Source organism: Actinophytocola sp., from assembly GCF_045807065.1.
Lineage (GTDB): Bacteria > Actinomycetota > Actinomycetes > Mycobacteriales > Pseudonocardiaceae > Actinophytocola.
The window spans coordinates 1-17960 of record NZ_JBJMIE010000785.1 but is presented as its reverse complement, the minus strand read 5'-3'; the positions used below and the strand labels follow the sequence as shown (position 1 = coordinate 17960).

Genomic DNA, 17960 nt, shown 5'->3' with positions numbered 1-17960 from the left:
GCCACAGCGTGTAGTCCGCGTACTGCACCGGCAGTTCGGTCCATTGTGGAGCCTCGCAACGGAGGCGGGCCGTGTAGGCGGTGGCGATGTCGCGCCACAACGGGGCCATCGACCAGCCGTCGGAGGCGATGTGGTGGAACGTGAGGACGAGGACGTGCTCACGTTCGTCGAGTGTCAGCAGCTCCGCCGCGAGCGGCACCCGGGTTTCGAGGTCGAACGTGGTGCGCGCGGCCGAGGAGATCGCCTCGGCGAGGGTTTCCCCGGTGACGTCCCGCTGGGTGAGCGGCACGGCCGGGTCGTCGAGCATGTGCTGGTAGGGCACGCCGTCGTGCTCGGGGAAGACGGTGCGCAGGGCCTCGTGCCGGTCGAGCACGTCCCGCAGGGCGGCGTGCAGGGCGGGCACGTCGAGCGGGCCGGTCAGCCGCACGGCACTGGGCATGTTGTAGGTCGGCGACGGGCCTTCGAGCCGGTGGAGGAACCAGAGCCGTTGCTGGGCATAGGAGAGCGGCAGCCGCTCGGGTCGGTCCCGGGTGGTGAGCGGCGGCCTGACCGCGGCGTCGCTTGTGGACAGTGCGGTGGCCAGTCCGGCGACCGTGGGTGCCTCGAAGACGGTGCGCACGGCCAGCTCGACGCCGAAGACGCCGCGGATCCGTGCGACCAGCCGGGTGGCGAGCAGCGAATGGCCGCCGAGCGCGAAGAAGTCGTCGTCGACGCCGACCGCGGGTGCCTGGAGGACCTCGGCGAAGAGGCCGCGGAGGACTTCCTCGACAGGGGTGCGGGGTGCGCGGCCGGTGGTCGTGGTGCGCCGCTCGGGCGCGGGGAGGGCCGAGCGGTCGACCTTGCCGGAGGGCAGCAGGGGCAACCGGTCGAGCAGGACGAACGCGGAAGGCACCATGTAGGCGGGGAGCCGGTCCCGCACGTGTGCCCGCAGCGCGGTGGCGAGCGCGCCGGCATCCCGGCGGCCGGCGGGGTTGTTCCCGAGTGCGGCGAGGGGTTTCCGCGTGGACGAGGGCCGGTAGACGTGCCGCGGCTCGGCGACGGCGAAGACGGCGTCGAGCGCCCCGCGATCTCCGGCGCCCCAGGTCAGGGCGACGCGATAGCCCACCCGTTCGGCGAGGGCGACGAGGTCCTCCGGCTCGACGCCGGCGTGCCCGTCGAGGTCGCCGGCGAGCCGCCTGTTGGGGATGCCGGTGACACGCAGGCGCACGGGCCGCGCGCGGAGCACCGACTCGAGCGCGCCGAGGTGGACCGAGAAGTCGCCCGCGGGCCGGTCGGTCGGAACGCGATGACGGCCTCCCGCATCGCTTTCGGTGGCGTCCGCGGCCAGGTCTGGGAAGGCTCGGTGCTGTTCCTTCGGCGCGGGCCCCGGGGCCGCGCTGCGGAGGACCGCGTCGTAGCGGTAGCGGGTCAGTTCGTTGTGGGCCGCTCCCCGCTTGATCCGGACGTCGGCCGTGGCGCCCAGCTCTTGCGCCAGCGTGGGGAAGAAGTCCGGGTCCAGGAGCAGCTCGCCCTCCTGGGCCGCGGGACGACCGGTGGCCGCGGCGAAGACCGGGAGCAGCCGGGCGTTGCGGATGTCACCCAGGAAGATCGCCCCGCCCGGGGTGAGCATCCGGTACGCGCGGCGGATCACCTCCGCAAGGTAGTCCACGCTCGGGAAGTACTGGGCCACCGAGTTGATGACCACCGTGTCGAAGTAGGACTCCGGGACCTCGCCCAGGTCGTGTGCCGGGCGGGCGGCCAGGTGGATGGCCGGGTCGTCGCCCACCTCGCGCCGGAGGTTCGCCACCGCCCGTGCGGACAGGTCGACGCCCCAGTACTCCTCGGCCCGCGGGGCCACCCGGGACAGGATCAGGCCGCTGCCCACGCCGATCTCGAAGACGCGCCGCGGGGACAGCGCCGCGATGCGGTCGATCGTCGCCGCGTGCCACTCGCGCATCTCGGCCAGCGGGAGCGGGGAGCCGTCGTAGCTGGAGTTCCAGCCGACGAAGTTCTCCTCCATGCCGCCGCCACCGGCGAAGACGTCCTCGTGCAGCTCCCGCCACTCGCCGACGTGTGCCTCCTCCGCAGCCGTGTCGCGGGCGGCCGCGGGGACGGCGTACGCCACCAGTTCGCCGTCGCGGGCGACGACCACCTGCTGGCCCACCGCGGGGTGGCCGGCGAGCACCGACTCGATCTCGCCGAGTTCCACGCGGTGGCCGCGGATCTTCACCTGGTCGTCGGCCCGGCCCAGGAACACCAGACGTCCGTCGGGGAGCCAGCGCACCAGGTCACCCGTGCGGTACAGGCGGCCGCCGGCCGGGCCGAAGGGGTCCGCCACGAAACGCTCCGCGGTGAGCGCGGGCCGGCCCAGGTAACCCCTGGCCAGGCCCGAGCCACCCAGGTACAGCTCCCCCACCACGCCCGGCGGCACCGGCCGCAAGGCGCCGTCCAGCACGTAGGCCCGCGTGTCCGGGTCCGGGACGCCGATCGGCACGACCGGAGAACCGGGTGCGCACTCGCCCAGCGTCGAGTTCACCGTCGCCTCGGTCGGGCCGTACGCGTTGAACATCCGCCGACCCGGCGCCCAACGCGCCACCAACTCCGGTGACACACGTTCCGTACCCGCCAACAAAACCGAGTCACGCGGAAGATCCAGGTCCGCCGGCAACGCGGCCAACAACGCCGGCGGGAGGATCATGAAATTCACGCCATGCTCGTGCGCATACGACGTCAGCGCCTCGCCCGCCACCCGCCGCTCTGCCGGCACGACCACCAACCGACCACCCGACAACAACCCCAGACACAGATCCCAGAACGCCACATCAAAACTCGGCGACGCGAACTGCAAAACCCGGCTGTGCGGCCCCACCCCGAACCGCCGCACCTGCGTGGCCACCAGCTTCGCCACGCCCGCGTGCGACACCACCACGCCCTTCGGGCGGCCCGACGAACCGGACGTGTAGATCACGTACGCGGCGTTGGCCGGCGACAGCGGCACCTCCGGGTCCGTCGCCGGCAGCTCGGCGGCCGCATCCGGGTCCACCACAGGGATCCCGGGCAGGGGCTGGGTCGCCACCGCGCACACCGGGGCCGCGTCGGCCAGCATGAACGCCACGCGCTCGGCCGGGTAGTCCACGTCGATCGGCAGGTACGCCGCGCCCGCCCTCAGCACCGCCAGCTCCGCCACGACCATGTCCAGCGAACGCGGCACCGCCAGCGCGACCACCTTCTCCGGTCCCGCGCCACGGGCGACCAACAGATGCGCCAACCGGTTCGCGCGCGCGTCCAGCTCCGCGTAGGTCAGGGACGACGACTCGAACACCACCGCCGTCGCGTCCGGCCGCGTCCGCACCTGCTCAGCGAACAGCGACACGAACGTCGACGTGCCCAGGCCCTCGTCGGTGCCGGCCCACGCGCCCAGGACCTGCTCGCGCTCACCGGCGGCCAGCAGGTCCAGACCACCCACGGGACGGTCGGGTGCGGCCAGCGCCGACCGCAGCAGGTGCGCCAGGCGCGCGAGGATCGAGTCCACAGTGGACCTGTCCAGCACGTCCGTGTTGAACTCCAGCACGCCGTCGATGCCGGCCTCGCGCTCGGTCAGCGAGATCGACAGGTCGAACTTCGACGTGCCGGTGGTCACCGGGAGTTCCGTGACCGCCAAGCCCGGCAGCGTCACGTCCGCCCGCGCGTTGTTCTGGCCGGCGATCATCACCTGGAACAGCGGGTGGTACGACAGCGACCGCGTCGGGTTCAGCACCTCCACCAGGCGCTCGAACGGCACGTCCTGGTGCGCGTGCGCCTCCAGGTCGTGCTCGCGCACCCGGGCCACCAGCTCCCGGAACGTCGGCTCGCCGGACGTGTCGACCCGCAGCACCACCGTGTTCACGAAGAAGCCGACCAGGTCGTCCAGGGCGTGGTCGGTGCGGCCCGCGATCGGGGAGCCGATCGGGACGTCCGTGCCGGCGCCGAGCCGGGTCAGCAGGGCCGCCAGGCCGGCGTGCACGACCATGAACACCGACGCCCCGCACGACCGGGCCAGCTCCGCCAGGCCCGCGCGCAGGTCCGCGTTCCAGCGGAACGTGTACAGCTCGCCGCGGAACGTCGCGACCTTCGGGTGCGGGCGGTCCAGCGGCAGCTCGATCCGCTCCGGCAGGCCGGCGAGCGCCGTGCGCCAGTACTCGAGCTGCGTGGCGGCCTCGCTGTTCGGGTCGTCCTCGTCGCCGAGGAGATCCCGCTGCCACAGCGTGTAGTCCGCGTACTTCACCGGCAGTGGTGTCCACTGTGGAACGACACCGCGCAGGCGGGCCGTGTACGCCGCCGCGATGTCCCGCCACAGCGGGGCCATCGACCAGCCGTCGGACGCGATGTGGTGGAACACCAGTGCCAGCACGTGCTCCTCGACGCCCAGCCGCAGCAGCTCGACCCGCATCGGCACGCGGTTCTCCAGGTCGAACGGGGCACGCACGAGACCGGTCACGACCGCGTCCAGGTCGGCCTCGGCCAGGTCGCGAACCCGCAGCTCCACCCCGGAGTCGTCCACCACGTGCTGGTAGGGCACCCCGTCGCGCTGGGGGAACACGGTCCGCAGCGTCTCATGACGAGCCACGACGTCCGTCAGGGCCGTGCGCAGCGCCCCGACGTCGACCGGGCCGGACAGGCGCATGACCAGCGGCACGTTGTAGGTCGCCGACGGGCCCTCCAGGTGGTGGAGGAACCACAGTCGTTGCTGGGCGAAGGAAAGCGGCAGGCGTTCCGGGCGCGTCACCGGCACCAGCGGCGGGCGCGCGGACCGCGTGGAGTCCGCCAGCAGTGCCGCCAGGCCGGCGGGGGTCGGGGTCTCGAACACCGAACGCACGGCCAGTTCGGCGTTCAGCGTGGCGCGGACCCGGGCGGTCAGCCGGGTCGCGAGCAGCGAGTGGCCACCGAGGTCGAAGAAGCTGTCGTCCGGGCCGGCCTTCGGCACGCCCAGCACCTCGACGAACAGCTCGCACAGCAGGCGTTCCCGCTCGTTCGCCGGCTCACGGTCCGAAGTGGACGCCACCGCGTCCGGGGACGGCAGGGCGCGGCGGTCGAGCTTCCCGTTGGCGGTCACGGGGAGCGCGTCGAGCACGACGACCGACGACGGCACCATGTGCTCGGGCAGGCGTCGGACGGCGAGTTCCCGGACTTCCGCGACCAGCTCAGCGTGCTGGCGGAAGCGCAGGGGGTCGGTGCACAGCGGACCGTCGGCGCTACCCCGGAACGCGCCGACCGGCACGCCGTCGCCCGTGAAGTACAGGGCGTCGAGGCTGCCGTCGCCGGTGGCGGACCAGGTCGTGACGGTGCGATAGCCGTGTGCGTCGCCGAGTTCGTGCAGTGCCTCGGGGTCGATCCCCTCGGTCAACCGGCCGTTGGGGATCCCGCTCACCCGCAACGCCTCCGGGCGCCGCCGCAGCACGGCGTCGGCGGCGGCCAGGCTCTCCCAAGCCTGTTCGGGCACCGCCGTGAGATCGTGTACCGCGCGCGGTTCCTTGTGCAGCAACACGTCGTAGCGGAACTGGCTCAGCTCGTTGACGTGCCGCGCCCGCTTGACCCGGATGTCCGCGGGCCCGAGACCGGTGAACAGGGCCGGGTCGACGAGCAGTTCCTTCTCGCGCGCCAGACCGTGTTCCACGGTGCGGTCGCCGCGGCGAGCCGCGACCTCGGCGTGGAAGGCCCGCAGCTGCCGCAGGTCACGCACGTCGCCGACGAACACCGCACCGCCCGGCACGACCAGGTCCAGTGCGCCGCGCAGCACGTCGAGGAGGTAGTCCCCACTCGGGAAGTACTGCACGACCGAGTTGATCACCACGGTGTCGAAGTAACCCGTCGGCAGACCGGAGAGGTCGGCCGCGTCGCTTCGGTACAGCGTGGTCTCCGGGAACCGTTGCCGCAGCCCGGCGATCACCGCGGCGGAGAAGTCGGTGCCCCAGTAGTCCACGCAGTCCGGCGCCAGCCGGGACAGGACCAGGCCGGTGCCCACGCCGATCTCCAGCACCCGCCTCGGTCGCAGCTCACGAACGCGTGCCACGACGGCGTCGCGCCACTCCCGCATCTGCTCGACCGGGATGGGTCGCCCGTCGTAGCTCGAGGTCCAGCCGGAGAAGTCGTCCTCGGGGGCGGCGGTGTACAGCGATTCGTACAGCTCCTGCCACTCGCCGACGTGTTCGGTCGCGCCGGCGGTCGAGGAACCGGCCGGCACCACGTAACCGACGAGCCGGACGTCGCCGGGGCGGTCCTCGCGGGCGACCACGACGGCCTGGTCGACCCCGGGGTGCTCGGCGAGGGTCGCGGCGATCTCCCCCGGCTCGACCCGGATGCCGCGGATCTTGAGCTGCTCGTCGGTGCGGCCGAGGAACTCCAGCGCCCCGTCGGCGCGTCGCTTCGCCAGGTCGCCGGTCCGGTACATCCGTGACCCGGGCGGTCCGAACGGATCCGCGACGAACCGCTCCGCGGACAGGCCGCGCCGGTTGAGGTAACCCCGCGCGAGCTGCACGCCCGCCAGGTACAGCTCCCCGGCCGTGCCCGGCGGGACCGGCTGGAGGCGGGCGTCCAGCACGTAGGTGCGCGTGTTCCACACCTCGTGGCCGATCGGCACGGTCGCCTCGCCCGGTCGGCACGGCCAGTAGGTGACGTCGACGGACGCTTCCGTTGGGCCGTAGAGGTTGTGCAGACCGGTACCCAGCACGCGGTGGAACAGCTCGACGGCGTCGACCGGCAGCGCCTCGCCACTGCAGATGACCCGGCGCAGTGTGGTGCAGGCGCTGCTACCGGGCTCCCGCAGGAACACCTGGAGCATCGAGGGTACGAAGTGGACGGTCGTGACACCACGGTCGCGGATCAGCGACGCGAGGTAGGCGGGGTCCTTGTGGCCGTCGGGTCGCGCGACGACCTCGGTGGCGCCGGCGACCAGCGGCCACAGGAACTCCCACACCGACACGTCGAAGCTCGCCGGCGTCTTCTGCAGCACGCGGTCCTCCGGCGTGAGACCGTACTCGTGCTGCATCCACAGTAGACGGTTGACGATTCCCCGTTGTGGCACCACGACACCCTTGGGGCGGCCCGTCGAGCCGGACGTGTAGATGACGTAGGCCGGGTGGTCCGGGCGCACGTCGACGTCGAGCGGAGTGGCGTCCTCGCCCACCTCGGCGAACAGGTCCGGTGTCACGACGAGGGCCGGCGACGCGTCGGCGAGCATGAGCTCGACGCGGTCGGGCGGGTGGTCCGGGTCGAGCGGCAGGTAGGCGGCGCCGGTCCTGAGCACGGCGAGGATCGCGGTGACCAGCTCCACCGAGCGGGGCAGCGCGATCGCGACGATCTTCTCCGGGCCGGCCCCACGGGCGGCCAGCAGCCGCGCGAGCCGGTGCGCGGCCGCGTCCAGCTCGGCGTAGGTCAGCTCCGCGTCCTCGAAGAACAGCGCGGGGTGGTCGGGCGCGGCCGCGACCCGCGCGGCGAACAGCGCCGGCAGCGTGGTCTCCGGCACGGGCGTGACGGGCCAGTTCCGCGCGCGTTCCGCGGTGGTGAGCAGGTCGATCGCGCCGATGGGGAGGTCGGGGTCGGCGACCGCCGCACGCAGCAGGCGCTCGAGTCGCACCAGGATGGTGTCCACTGTGGAGCGGTCGAAGACCTCGGTGTTGTACTCGGCGAGGCCCTGGATGCCGTGTGCCTTCTCGGTGAGGGAGAACCAGAGGTCGAACTTCGCCGTGCCGGTGCCCACCTTGATCTCGTCGACGGCGAGCCCCGGCAGCTCCACGCCGGCCGTGGGCGTGTTCTGCCACGCGAGCATGGTCTGGAACAGCGGGTGGTAGGCCAGCGAGCGGGCCGGGTTCAGCGCCTCGACCAGCTGATCGAACGGCACGTCCTGGTGCGCGTAGGCGTCGAGGCTCCGTTCCCGAACCCGCGCCACGAGGTCGCGGAACGACGGGTCGCCCGCCGTGCTCACCCGCAGCACCAGCGTGTTCACGAAGAACCCGACTAGGTCCTCCAGCGCCTGGTCGGTCCGGCCAGCGATCGGGGTGCCGACCGGGACGTCCGTGCCGGCGCCGAGCCGGGTCAGCAGCGCGGTGAGGCCGGCGTGCACGACCATGAACACCGACGCCCCGCAGGCGCGGGCCAGTTCGGTCAGTCCTCTGTGGAGGTCGACGTCCCAGTCGAACGTGAAGAACCCGCCGCGGTACGAGGCGACCGGGGGGTGGGGGCGGTCGGTGGGCAGCTCGGTCCGCTCGGGCAGGCCGGCGAGGACGTCGCGCCAGTGGTCCAGCTGGGCGTCGGTGTCCAGTTCTCGTTGCCACAGCGTGTAGTCCGCGTACTGGACGGGCAGCGGCGACCAACCCGGGGCGCGGCCGCGGGTGCGGGCGGCGTAGGCGGTGCCGAGGTCGCGCCACAGCGGGGCCATGGACCAGCCGTCGGCGGCGATGTGGTGGAACACGAGGACGAGTACGTGCTGGTCGGTCCCGTCCCCGTCCGCGCGCAGCAGCTCGGCCCGCACCGGGATGCCGTGCTCCAGGTCGAACACGCGCTGGACGATCTCCTCGACCGAGCCCTCGTCCCTGATGACCAGCTCGACCGTCGCCGACTCCAGAACCCGTTGGTACGGCACGCCGTCCGCGGCCGGGAAGACCGTGCGCAGGGTCTCGTGCCGGGCGACCACGTCGTTCAGCGCGGCCTGGAGCGCGGGGACGTCGAGGTTCCCGGTGAGCCTGAGGACGAGCGGGACGTTGTAGGTCGCGGAGCCGCCCTCGAGGCGGTGCAGGAACCAGAGCCGTTGCTGGGCGGAGGAAAGCGGGACTCGTTCCGGCCGTCGCGCCGGGACCAGCTCGGGGCGGCTCTGCCCGGCACTGGCGCCGGCGAGCAGTTCGGCGAGTCCGGCCGGGGTCGAGGCGTCGAACACCGCGCGGACGGACAGCTCCGCGCCGACCGCCTTGCGGATCCGCAGGAGCAGGCGGGTGGCGAGGAGCGAGTGCCCGCCGAGGTCGAAGAAGTCGTCGTCCGCGCCGACCGACGGCAGGCCGAGGACCTCGGCGAACATCTCGCACAGCAGCTGCTCGACCGGGTTGCGGGGTGCGCGGCCGGTCGTGACCTCCGGGTCCGGCAGGGCGCGGCGGTCCACCTTGCCGGAGGCCAGCACGGGCAGCCGGTCGAGCACCACGAACGCCGACGGGACCATGTACTCGGGCAGGCGGTCGCGTGCGTAGGAGCGAAGGGCCGCGGCGAGCGTGGCCGACTCGCGGCGGCGGGCGCGGTTGTCGGCGTAGGCGGACCAGGGCCGGTCGAGGTCGCCGGGCCGGTAGCCGTGGTCGAGCGGCCGCGTTGGTTGAACTCGAGGGTCGGTTTCGTTGGACACGCGGGTGCTGGGCGTTGGACACGCGGGGGTTGCCGTCGCCGCGTACGCGATCAGCCGGCCGTCCCGTGCCACGACCACCGACTGCGTCACCGACGGGTGCTCGGTCAGCACGGCCTCGATCTCGCCCAGTTCCACGCGGTGGCCGCGGATCTTCACCTGGTCGTCGGCCCGGCCCAGGAACACCAGACGCCCGTCGGGGAGCCAGCGCACCAGGTCACCCGTGCGGTACAGGCGGCCGCCGGCCGGGCCGTACGGGTCCGCCACGAAACGCTCCGCGGTCAGCGACGGACGCCCGAGATATCCCCGCGCCAGGCCGGACCCGGCCAGGTACAGCTCCCCCACCACGCCCGGCGGCACCGGACTCAGCGCACCGTCCAGCACGTACGCCCGGGTGCCCGGGTCGGGAACGCCGATGGGGACGACGGTGGGGACGACGGTGCCGCCTGGCTCGCACGCGCCGAGCGTCGAGTTCACCGTCGCCTCGGTGGGGCCGTACGCGTTGAACATCCGGCGGCCCGGCGCCCAACGCGCCACCAGTTCGGGTGACACACGTTCGGTGCCGGCCAGTAGTACGGAGTCACGCGGGAGGTCCAGGTCCGGGGGCAGCTCGGCCAGCAACGCCGGCGGGAGGATCATGAAGTTCACGCCATGCTCGTGCGCGTACGACGTCAGCTCCGGCCCGGGCACCCGCCGCTCCGCCGGCACGACCACCAACCGACCACCCGACAACAACCCCAGACACAGATCCCAGAACGCCACATCGAAACTCGGCGACGCGAACTGCAACACCCGGCTGTGCGGGCCGACGCCGAACCGCTCGACCTGCGTGGCCACCAGCTTCACCACGCCCGCGTGCGACACCACCACGCCCTTGGGCCGGCCCGTCGAGCCGGACGTGTAGATCACGTACGCGGCGTTGTCCGGAGTGATCGCCACGGCCGGATCGGCCGGCGACGACGCCGCGAGGGCCTCCTCGTCCAGGGTCGTCACCACGCACACCGGCGCGGCGTCCTCGATCATGAACGCGCGGCGTTCCGCGGGCAGGGCGGGGTCCAGCGGCAGGTACGCGGCACCCGCCTTGAGCACCGCCAGCTCCGCCACGACCATGTCCGGCGACCGCGGCACCGACAGCGCCACGACCCGCTCCGGACCGGCACCCCGCGCGATCAGCAGGTGCGCCAGGCGGTTCGCGCGCGCGTCCAGCTCGGCGTAGGTGAGCGACCGGTCCTCGAAGACGACGGCGACCGCGTCCGGGGCGCGCCGGACCTGCTCGGCGAACAGGTCGGGCAGGGTGCGCGGCGGGGTGGTCAGCGCGGTGTCGTTCCAGTCGACGAGGACGCGCTCGCGCTCGTCGTCCCGCAGCAGGTCGAGCCGGCTGACCGGGCAGTCCGGCCGTGCCGCCGCGTCGGCGAGGAGCACGTCGAGGCGGTCGAGCATCCGGTCGTCGAGGTGGCCGTCCGGACAGGTCACGGTCAACCGCGTGCCCGTCACGTCGAGCACGAAGGCGGCCTCGTCGGTCACCTGGAGCCGGTCGATCGCGGTCGCGAGGCTCGGATCACCCGTGAGGTCGACCCGCACCCGGGTGGTGCCCAGGCCCACGGTCACGTCGGTGGTGCCGGTGTACCGCGACAGGAGCGCCGCGAACGCGGTCAGCAGGACGACGTCGTCGTACGTCCCGGCCAGCTCCTGGTGGGTCTCCTTCACCGCTTCGCGACCAGACACGCGCGCCCCGCTTCCCCGACTCGAACCGACGACTTAGGGCAGCCTAACAATACTTAGGTTAGGAAGACCTAATGCTAGGTTTCACACCGTGGGAAGTGTGGGAGTCAGGTCGCGAGCGCTGGGGCTGCTGGCAGCGGTGGCGGTGCTGGTCGTGCTGTGCCTGCTGAGCATCTGGCTGGGTTCCAAGGAGATCCCGGTCACGGCGGTCTGGCGCGTGCTGTGGCACAACGACGGGTCGACGGACGCGGTGGTCATCCACAGTGTCCGGATCCCCCGGACACTGCTGGCGGTGGCCGTCGGCGCGGCGCTCGGCCTCGGCGGCGCGCTGATGCAGGCGCTGACCCGGAACCCGCTGGCCGAGCCGGGGCTGCTGGGGGTCAACGCGGGTGCCGCGTTCGCGATCGTGTTCGCCATCGCGGTGCTGGGCGTGACCTCGCTGTACAGCTACATCTGGTTCGCGTTCGCGGGGGCGCTGGGGGCGAGCGTGGTCGTGTACGTGCTGGGCAACCGGGGCCGGACGGAGGCGAGCCCGGTGCGGCTGGCGCTGGCCGGCGTTGCGGTGACGGCGTTGCTGACGTCGTTCACCAGCGCCCTGGTGCTGACCGACCCGGTGGCGCTCAACCGGTTCCGGTTCTGGTCGGCCGGGTCGCTGGCGGGGCCGGTGTCGGGGTCGCTGGTGCGGGTGGTGCCGTTCCTGGCGGTGGGGGTCGTGCTGGCGCTGGCGGCCGCGCCCGCGCTGAACAGCATGGCACTCGGCGACGAGACGGCGACGGCACTGGGCCGGCGGCTGGGGTTGGTGCGTGCGCAGGGCGTCGTGGCGGTGACGCTGCTGACGGGCAGCGCGGTCGCGGTCGCGGGGCCGATCATGTTCCTGGGGCTGGTGATCCCCCACGTCGCGCGGTTCGTCACGGGCCCGGACCACCGGTGGCTGCTGCCGTACTCGATGGTGCTGGCGCCGTGCCTCCTGCTGGCGGCGGACATCGTGGGACGGCTGGTGACGAGACCGGCGGAGACACAGGTGGGCATCGTCGTGGCGCTGATCGGGGCGCCGTTCTTCATCGCGCTGGTCCGCCGGCGCCGACGGCTGGCGGAGCTGTGAAGACTTCCTCGAGATCGGCAGGGCGAGGTGCGGTCGTGCTGACGCGGGCGCACGGGCGCACCACGTTCCGGGTGGGGCCCGCCTCCGGAGTCCTGCGGCCGCGGCTCGTCGTGGTCGGGGTGGTGCTGGTCCTGGTGGTGTTCGTGCCGTTCTGCTACGGGATGACCGTCGGCAGCTACCCGATCGGCCTGCCGGGGGTCGTGTCGGCGGTGCTCGGGTCCGGCGACCCCGGCGCGGTGTACATCGTGCGGGAGTTGCGGCTGCCCAGGGCGCTGGCCGGGTTGCTGGCGGGGCTGGCGTTCGGCATGGCCGGGTCGATCTTCCAGACGGTGACGCGCAACCCGCTGGCCAGCCCGGACATCGTGGGGGTCAACGCCGGGGCGGCGGCACTCGTGGTCGCGGGGATCACGTTCGGGTTCGGGTCCGGGACGGTGCTCGGCGTGGCCGGCGGGCTGGGGGCCGGGGCGCTCGTCTACCTGCTGTCGTGGCGGCGCGGGACCACCGGGTACCGGTTCATCCTCGTCGGTGTCGGCGTGGCGGCGATGTGCACCAGCATCACCGACTTCCTCATGACCAGGGCGCGGGTCTTCGAGGCCCAGCGCGCGATGGGCTGGCTGGTCGGCAGCCTCAACGACCGGGACTGGTCGCACGTGCGGCCCCTGGCGGTCGTGCTGGCCGTGCTGACGCCGGTCGCGGTGGCACTCGGGCCGTGGCTGCGACAGCTGCAGCTCGGCGACGAGGTCGCGCTCGGGCTGGGCACGCCGGTCCGGTTCGCGCACCTGGCGCTGCTCGTCACCGGGGTCGGCATGGCGACGTTCGCCACCGCGGCGGCCGGGCCGGTGCTGTTCGTCGCCCTCGTCGCGCCGCAGATCGCGCAGCGGCTGGCGGGGACGGCGGGGCCGCCGCTGGTCGTGTCCGGGCTGACGGGCTCGGCGGTGGTGCTGGCCGCGGACGTGGTGAGCCGGCACATCCTGCCGTCCGCCCAGCTGCCCGTCGGCGTGGTGACCGGTGCCCTCGGGGCGCCGGTCCTGCTGTGGCTGCTGACCCGGCGATGACGAGATCCCCTGCCAACCCGCGACCGCGGTGTGACAGGGGATCTGGGGCAGATGAACCGCGCGCGTCTCACGAGGCTTCTCCCGCGTCCGGCGATGTGGGCGGCACCACCTCGGCTCTCCTCGGCCTGGTCAGGAGCCAGGCGAACCACATGCCGCCGCCCAGCCCCAGGACCGCCATGATCCCGGTGATCCACGGGACCTTCACGAACAGCGACCCCGCCCAGGCCATCATGAAGGGCGGCAGGACCAGGATGCCGCAGATCGGCATGGTGGCCAGCGCGCGCCCGAGCGCCGAGTCGGCCGGGGCGCGGCCGGTCGCCTTCAGCTTCCACCGGCCCTCGTCAGGACCTACGCCCGCCTCTGCCTCGACGGTGAAGAGCACGTCCGCGGCGGCGGAGGGCCGCTCGTAGCCATCTTCGTCAAGATTTCTGCGTTCCGTTCGCCTGCGTGCCGCTTTTTTCATCGCCTTGCCCTTCATGTCGGTCCCCGTCCACCCGTCATGCACCCAGAGTAGCGTGATATGCAGCATTCGAACAGTCCATATACAGCTGACAGATGTATGACATATGTTTTCGACCTTGACAGCATCTGCGTGAACGCGCACACTGATGGCAGTCGGCATGGTTCGCGACCGAGGGAGAGGCCGCGGACCCGCACGACCGCTCCCGTGCGGAGCGCACGAAAGGCGGCAGGCCACACAGAACGAGATCTTCGTGGATCGCTGGAAGAAGCGAGGGCACTGCCGGGAACCGCCGGTAGTGCTTCCACCTGCCCCGCGCTTCGGTAGACACGAGGGCGCAGTAGCCCTGATGGCACGAAAGGCGTGAGGTGAAATGGCTCAGAAAGAAAAGCGGTCGGCCGTCGTCGAGGACCATGTGAGTGGCGGCGGGTGTCCGCAGCGGCGGCTGCCGTCCGGCGCGGACCGGGTGACAAGCAATCTCACGCCTCGATCGGTGCGCGCGATGAACAATCTGGCGCACTGGACGGGCTACACCAAGACCGACATCCTCAACCGGGCGCTGCAGATCTACGAGTTCGTCCAGCAGGTCGTGGAAAACGGCGGCAGCCTGCAGATCCGTCAGTCCGAGTCGGCCGAGCTCGAACGCCTCACCATCTTCTGACCGACGAGGACGCAGAGCGCGCGGAGCAACGCGGGAACCCGGCGCCGGGTCCTCGCCACCCGACGGCACTTCTCCGCCGGCCACAGGCATGCCACGGGCGGCGCCGGTTCCAGGTGCGTCAGCACGTCGGCGGCATTGCCCGGCGGGCCCTCGCTGGCCGTCAGATCCACGTGGCGGGAATGTTCCTCGGACATCGGACACCCCCATTGCGGCGACTTCGGCGGACGACTGCCCACGCCCCAAGCATCCACCCGCGCCGACCGCTGGTTACGGCACGTTGCCGACTTGTAGTTATCCGCGGAAAAGGCGGAACTGATCCAGTTCTGGAATTACCCTGTCCTGTCGTGTTCCGCACGGCGGGGCAGGGTTTGTTCCCGCCGGCTTCAGACTGTCCCGGAGCCGGCCTGCTTGCGGCCGTGCGCACCCGGGGCGCGGCCGACCAGTTTCGTCCAGAACCCCCGCCGCCGGAGCTCCTGCCCTGCCGTCGTGTCGGGTTCGAGCCCGAAGAGCACGTCCGCGTGCGGGCCCGGGTACTCGTACCCGTCCTCGTCGAGGCGCACCCGCTCGCTCCACTCCGTGGATGTCGGTGGCTTGTCCGGTTCCCCTTGGGCCATCAATCGTGCCCTTCTGGTGAATCCCCCCGCCGAGCGGGCGGTATACGCCTGAAAACCCCCTGTTACATCCAGCCTAACCCATACCACACGATGCCGGCATCAAGCAGATGCGAACCATGCGACTGCGAAGCGCATCGCAGCTGCTCTTCACCTTGACATTCGATGCATGAGCTGCCAAACTGGTCTTGGTTGTCCTGGTCCGAAAGGGAATCGCGAGGACGATTCGAGCAAGACGCTGGCCGAGGAGAGGTACCCGGCGAGCGACAACAGAAGAGATCTCGTGATCGGCTGAAGAGGCGAGGGCGCTGCCGGACTGGAACCAGGCGGCGCTTATTCTTGCCCGCCCGCGCTTGCCGCCATCTCTGGAGAGCGCGTGATATGGCCCGGAAAGGCGTTGCCATGCCAGAAAAGAAAGAGCGGTCAACGATCGTCGAGCCCTCCAGGGGCGACCCCGACGCGGAAGGTGGCACCGCCGCGACCTCGGAACGACAGCCATCCGTTGCGGCGGAACGGGTGACGGTGAACCTCACGCCTCGTTCTGTGCGTGCGATGGGCAACCTGGTCAACTGGACCGGGTACACCAAGACCGACACCATCAACCGAGCGCTGCAGATCTACGAGTTCATCCAGCAGATCATGGAGAACGGTGGAACCGTACACGTCCGCCAGGCCGAGGGCGCGGAGCCGGAGAGGCTCACGTTCTTCTGACCGGCCCATCCGCTTTTCTCGACCGGGGGCACCCACCCCACCCGGCGACGGGATCGTGCGCATCCCATCTCGGCCCCGCGGTCGTTCCACGCCTCTCCGAGTGAGCCCTTCCGGCAGGTTCGTGTCCCTGCCAGAAGGGCTCACTCGCGCCCAGCCCATCGGGGCAGGTCCATGTGCCCGAAGAGCTACGGGCGGCCGTCCTCACGCGGGCCCGAAAAGGTGGCGGTCGCTTGGCGGCAGCCAGTGCCGGGCGGGGTCGAACGGCGTGTAGCCGGCTCTGAGGTGGGCGATCAGCCTCGGTAGTGCGGGATGCTGGTTGTCGCGGTGCCACAGGACGGACCACGGGTACAGCGGGGTCGGGTCGACGATCGGGATGTGGACTATCTCCGGGTGCCACGGGATCCGCATGCGTTCGGTGCCGAAGGTGTAGCGGTCCGGGGACGCGGCCAGGTGGTCGAGCATGTGGTCCAGGCCGAACAGCGGACCGGTCGTGTCCAGTGTCAGGTCGAACTCGCTCTTCAGCGACTCGTACAGGTCCGCCCATTCACTGCCGGGCTCGTTGCCCGGGATCCAGGTGATCGTGTCCGCCAGGTCGGCCATGCGGACCTGGCGGTTACCGGCCAGCGGGTGCGTGCGTCCACACAGGACCAGGTGGGGTTCCAGGTACGCGGGAGTGTGCGCCAGCGGCGGCTCCAGCACGCCCATCACGCGGGCGAACGCCGCGTCGATCGTGCCGGCCAGCAGCGCGACGCGGGCCGTGCGCAGGCCGCGGGACTTCACGATGTCGATCTCCACGTCCTCGTTCGCCGCGTGGAAGGACCGCACCAGCTGCGTCGAGCCCACGCGGGTGCTCAGGACGTCCACCCGAAGTGGACGGTCGGCGGTGCGCACGGCCGCGACCGCCCGGTCGGCCAGGGCCACCAGGGCCCGCGCGTGCACGAGGAACGCCGCGCCGTCCTTCGTCAGCGCGGTGCCGGTCGGTGCGCGGTTCAGCAGCGGCACGCCGAGCCCCGCCTCCAGCCTGGCCATGCGCTTGGAGACCGCCTGCTGGCTCAGGCCCAGCCGGTCCGCGGCCGCGCCGAAGTGCAGGTCATCCGCTACCGCGACGAACGTGCGGACCGCGGCGAGGTCCAGTTCCATCCGGCAACAGTACGAAACCGCGGGCGACCCGCTGTCCCGTGGCCCGGCCGGCAACGGCGCCTTGACCGCCGCCGGGGCACAATGAGGTTGGTGGCCCGGTCGACCTCTCTACGGCCGGGCCGCCGCCGCACTCCGGAGGTTCGTCTCGGGTACCGTGCGGACGGGAGGCGGGATGGGCGACACACTGACGGACGAGCGGCTGGCGACCGCCCTGGTCGCGTTGTCCCACCACGTGCTGCACCTGTTCACCGAGGTCGGGCGCACTCATCGGCTCAGCCAGCAACAGGTGCGGCTGCTGTGCGCGATCAACGCCTACGGCGGCGTCGGGATGTCCGAGCTGGGGCGCCAGACGCAGCTGGAGAAGTCGAACCTCAGCAACCTGGTCGACCGGCTGGAGCAGCGGGGCCTCGTGACCCGCACCCGCGACACCGACGACCGGCGCGTGACGTACGCGGAGCTGACCGGCGAGGGGCACGAGCTGGCGGTGCGGTGCCACGCCGAGGTCGTCGCCCGTGTCAACGAGTTGGCGGGCAAGCTCCCCCGCACGGAGCAGGACCGGTTGGCGAATGCCGTGGGCCGAATGATGGCATAGGTCGCGCTGCGTGACCGCACGCCGATCTGGTTGGTATGGCTGGGTTAACGGCAACCCCTCTGGTGGCGGTTGTCCCGGCCGGGGCCGTTCTAGAAAGCTTCCCACGAGCCCATTGGCGGCGATTGGGGATGACGCATGGCCATACGTTTGCGCGCGGGATTGACGGTCGGCCTTCTGGTCGCGGGATTCGCACTCCTGGGCGCGCCGGGTGCGGCCGCGACGGTGCAGCAGGGCATCGGGATCGCCACGAGCCCCGCCCAGCCGTACAAGGGCAACCCCGACGCCGCGGACTGGCTCGGTTCCTACGTGGTGAACGGGAAGCAGGCGTTCTGCGTCCAGTTCGCCTACCTGGCACCGGACAGCGACGAGCTGTACCAGCCCGGCACCCCGCTGAAGACGAAGTGGGACACCGACCTCCCGGCGGACGTCGCCGCGAACATCTCCTACCTGCTGCTGCGCTACGGCGGCACGACGAAGCCGGACGAGGCCGCGGCACTCGCGCACCTGCTGCACACCTGGACCGCGAGCCCGCAGACGCCTGACCAGCTGGCCCCGACCAACGACTTCCG

General features: G+C 71.7%; 9 protein-coding genes and 1 pseudogene. 6 read left to right on the top strand and 4 right to left on the bottom strand.

Annotated elements, in window-relative coordinates; genetic code table 11:
• Nucleotides 1–11062, bottom strand: an 11062-nt coding sequence (locus tag ACJ73U_RS45700) for an amino acid adenylation domain-containing protein (RefSeq protein WP_407784065.1), incomplete at its 3' end; no start/stop codon positions are given.
• A 97-nt stretch (nt 11063–11159) separates the two neighbouring features.
• Here ACJ73U_RS45700 and ACJ73U_RS45695 point away from each other — a divergent pair.
• The gene (locus ACJ73U_RS45695; protein ID WP_407784064.1) at nt 11160–12161 is read left to right on the top strand and encodes a FecCD family ABC transporter permease; all 1002 of its coding nucleotides are present in this window, start codon (nt 11160–11162) and stop codon (nt 12159–12161) included.
• 35 nt (nt 12162–12196) lie between these two features.
• On the top strand, nt 12197–13216 hold the full coding sequence (locus tag ACJ73U_RS45690) for a FecCD family ABC transporter permease (protein WP_407784063.1): 1020 nt from the start codon (nt 12197–12199) through the stop codon (nt 13214–13216).
• Between the two features lie 67 nt (nt 13217–13283).
• Here ACJ73U_RS45690 and ACJ73U_RS45685 read toward each other — a convergent pair whose 3' ends face one another.
• Nucleotides 13284–13721: a hypothetical protein gene (locus ACJ73U_RS45685; RefSeq protein WP_407784062.1), complete on the bottom strand. Its 438-nt coding sequence runs from the start codon at nt 13719–13721 to the stop codon at nt 13284–13286.
• Nucleotides 13722–14169: 448 nt separating this feature from the next.
• Between ACJ73U_RS45685 and ACJ73U_RS45680 the strand changes: the two genes are divergently transcribed.
• The gene (locus tag ACJ73U_RS45680; protein WP_407784061.1) at nt 14170–14337 is read left to right on the top strand and encodes a hypothetical protein; all 168 of its coding nucleotides are present in this window, start codon (nt 14170–14172) and stop codon (nt 14335–14337) included.
• 383 nt (nt 14338–14720) lie between these two features.
• Here ACJ73U_RS45680 and ACJ73U_RS45675 read toward each other — a convergent pair whose 3' ends face one another.
• Nucleotides 14721–14897: a hypothetical protein gene (locus ACJ73U_RS45675; protein ID WP_407784060.1), complete on the bottom strand. Its 177-nt coding sequence runs from the start codon at nt 14895–14897 to the stop codon at nt 14721–14723.
• 453 nt (nt 14898–15350) lie between these two features.
• Here ACJ73U_RS45675 and ACJ73U_RS45670 point away from each other — a divergent pair, with 453 nt between their 5' ends.
• Nucleotides 15351–15659 (top strand): hypothetical protein, encoded by a 309-nt coding sequence (locus ACJ73U_RS45670; protein WP_407784059.1) that lies wholly within the window; start codon nt 15351–15353, stop codon nt 15657–15659.
• Between the two features lie 201 nt (nt 15660–15860).
• On the opposite strand, the gene ACJ73U_RS45665 is transcribed toward ACJ73U_RS45670, so the two are convergent.
• Entirely contained in the window at nt 15861–16799 is a 939-nt protein-coding gene (locus tag ACJ73U_RS45665) for a LysR family transcriptional regulator (RefSeq protein ID WP_407784058.1), read from the bottom strand.
• 172 nt (nt 16800–16971) lie between these two features.
• Here ACJ73U_RS45665 and ACJ73U_RS45660 point away from each other — a divergent pair, with 172 nt between their 5' ends.
• The gene (locus tag ACJ73U_RS45660; protein ID WP_407784057.1) at nt 16972–17391 is read left to right on the top strand and encodes a MarR family winged helix-turn-helix transcriptional regulator; all 420 of its coding nucleotides are present in this window, start codon (nt 16972–16974) and stop codon (nt 17389–17391) included.
• Between the two features lie 135 nt (nt 17392–17526).
• Nucleotides 17527–17960: pseudogene (locus ACJ73U_RS45655) on the top strand (hypothetical protein); the annotation flags it as partial.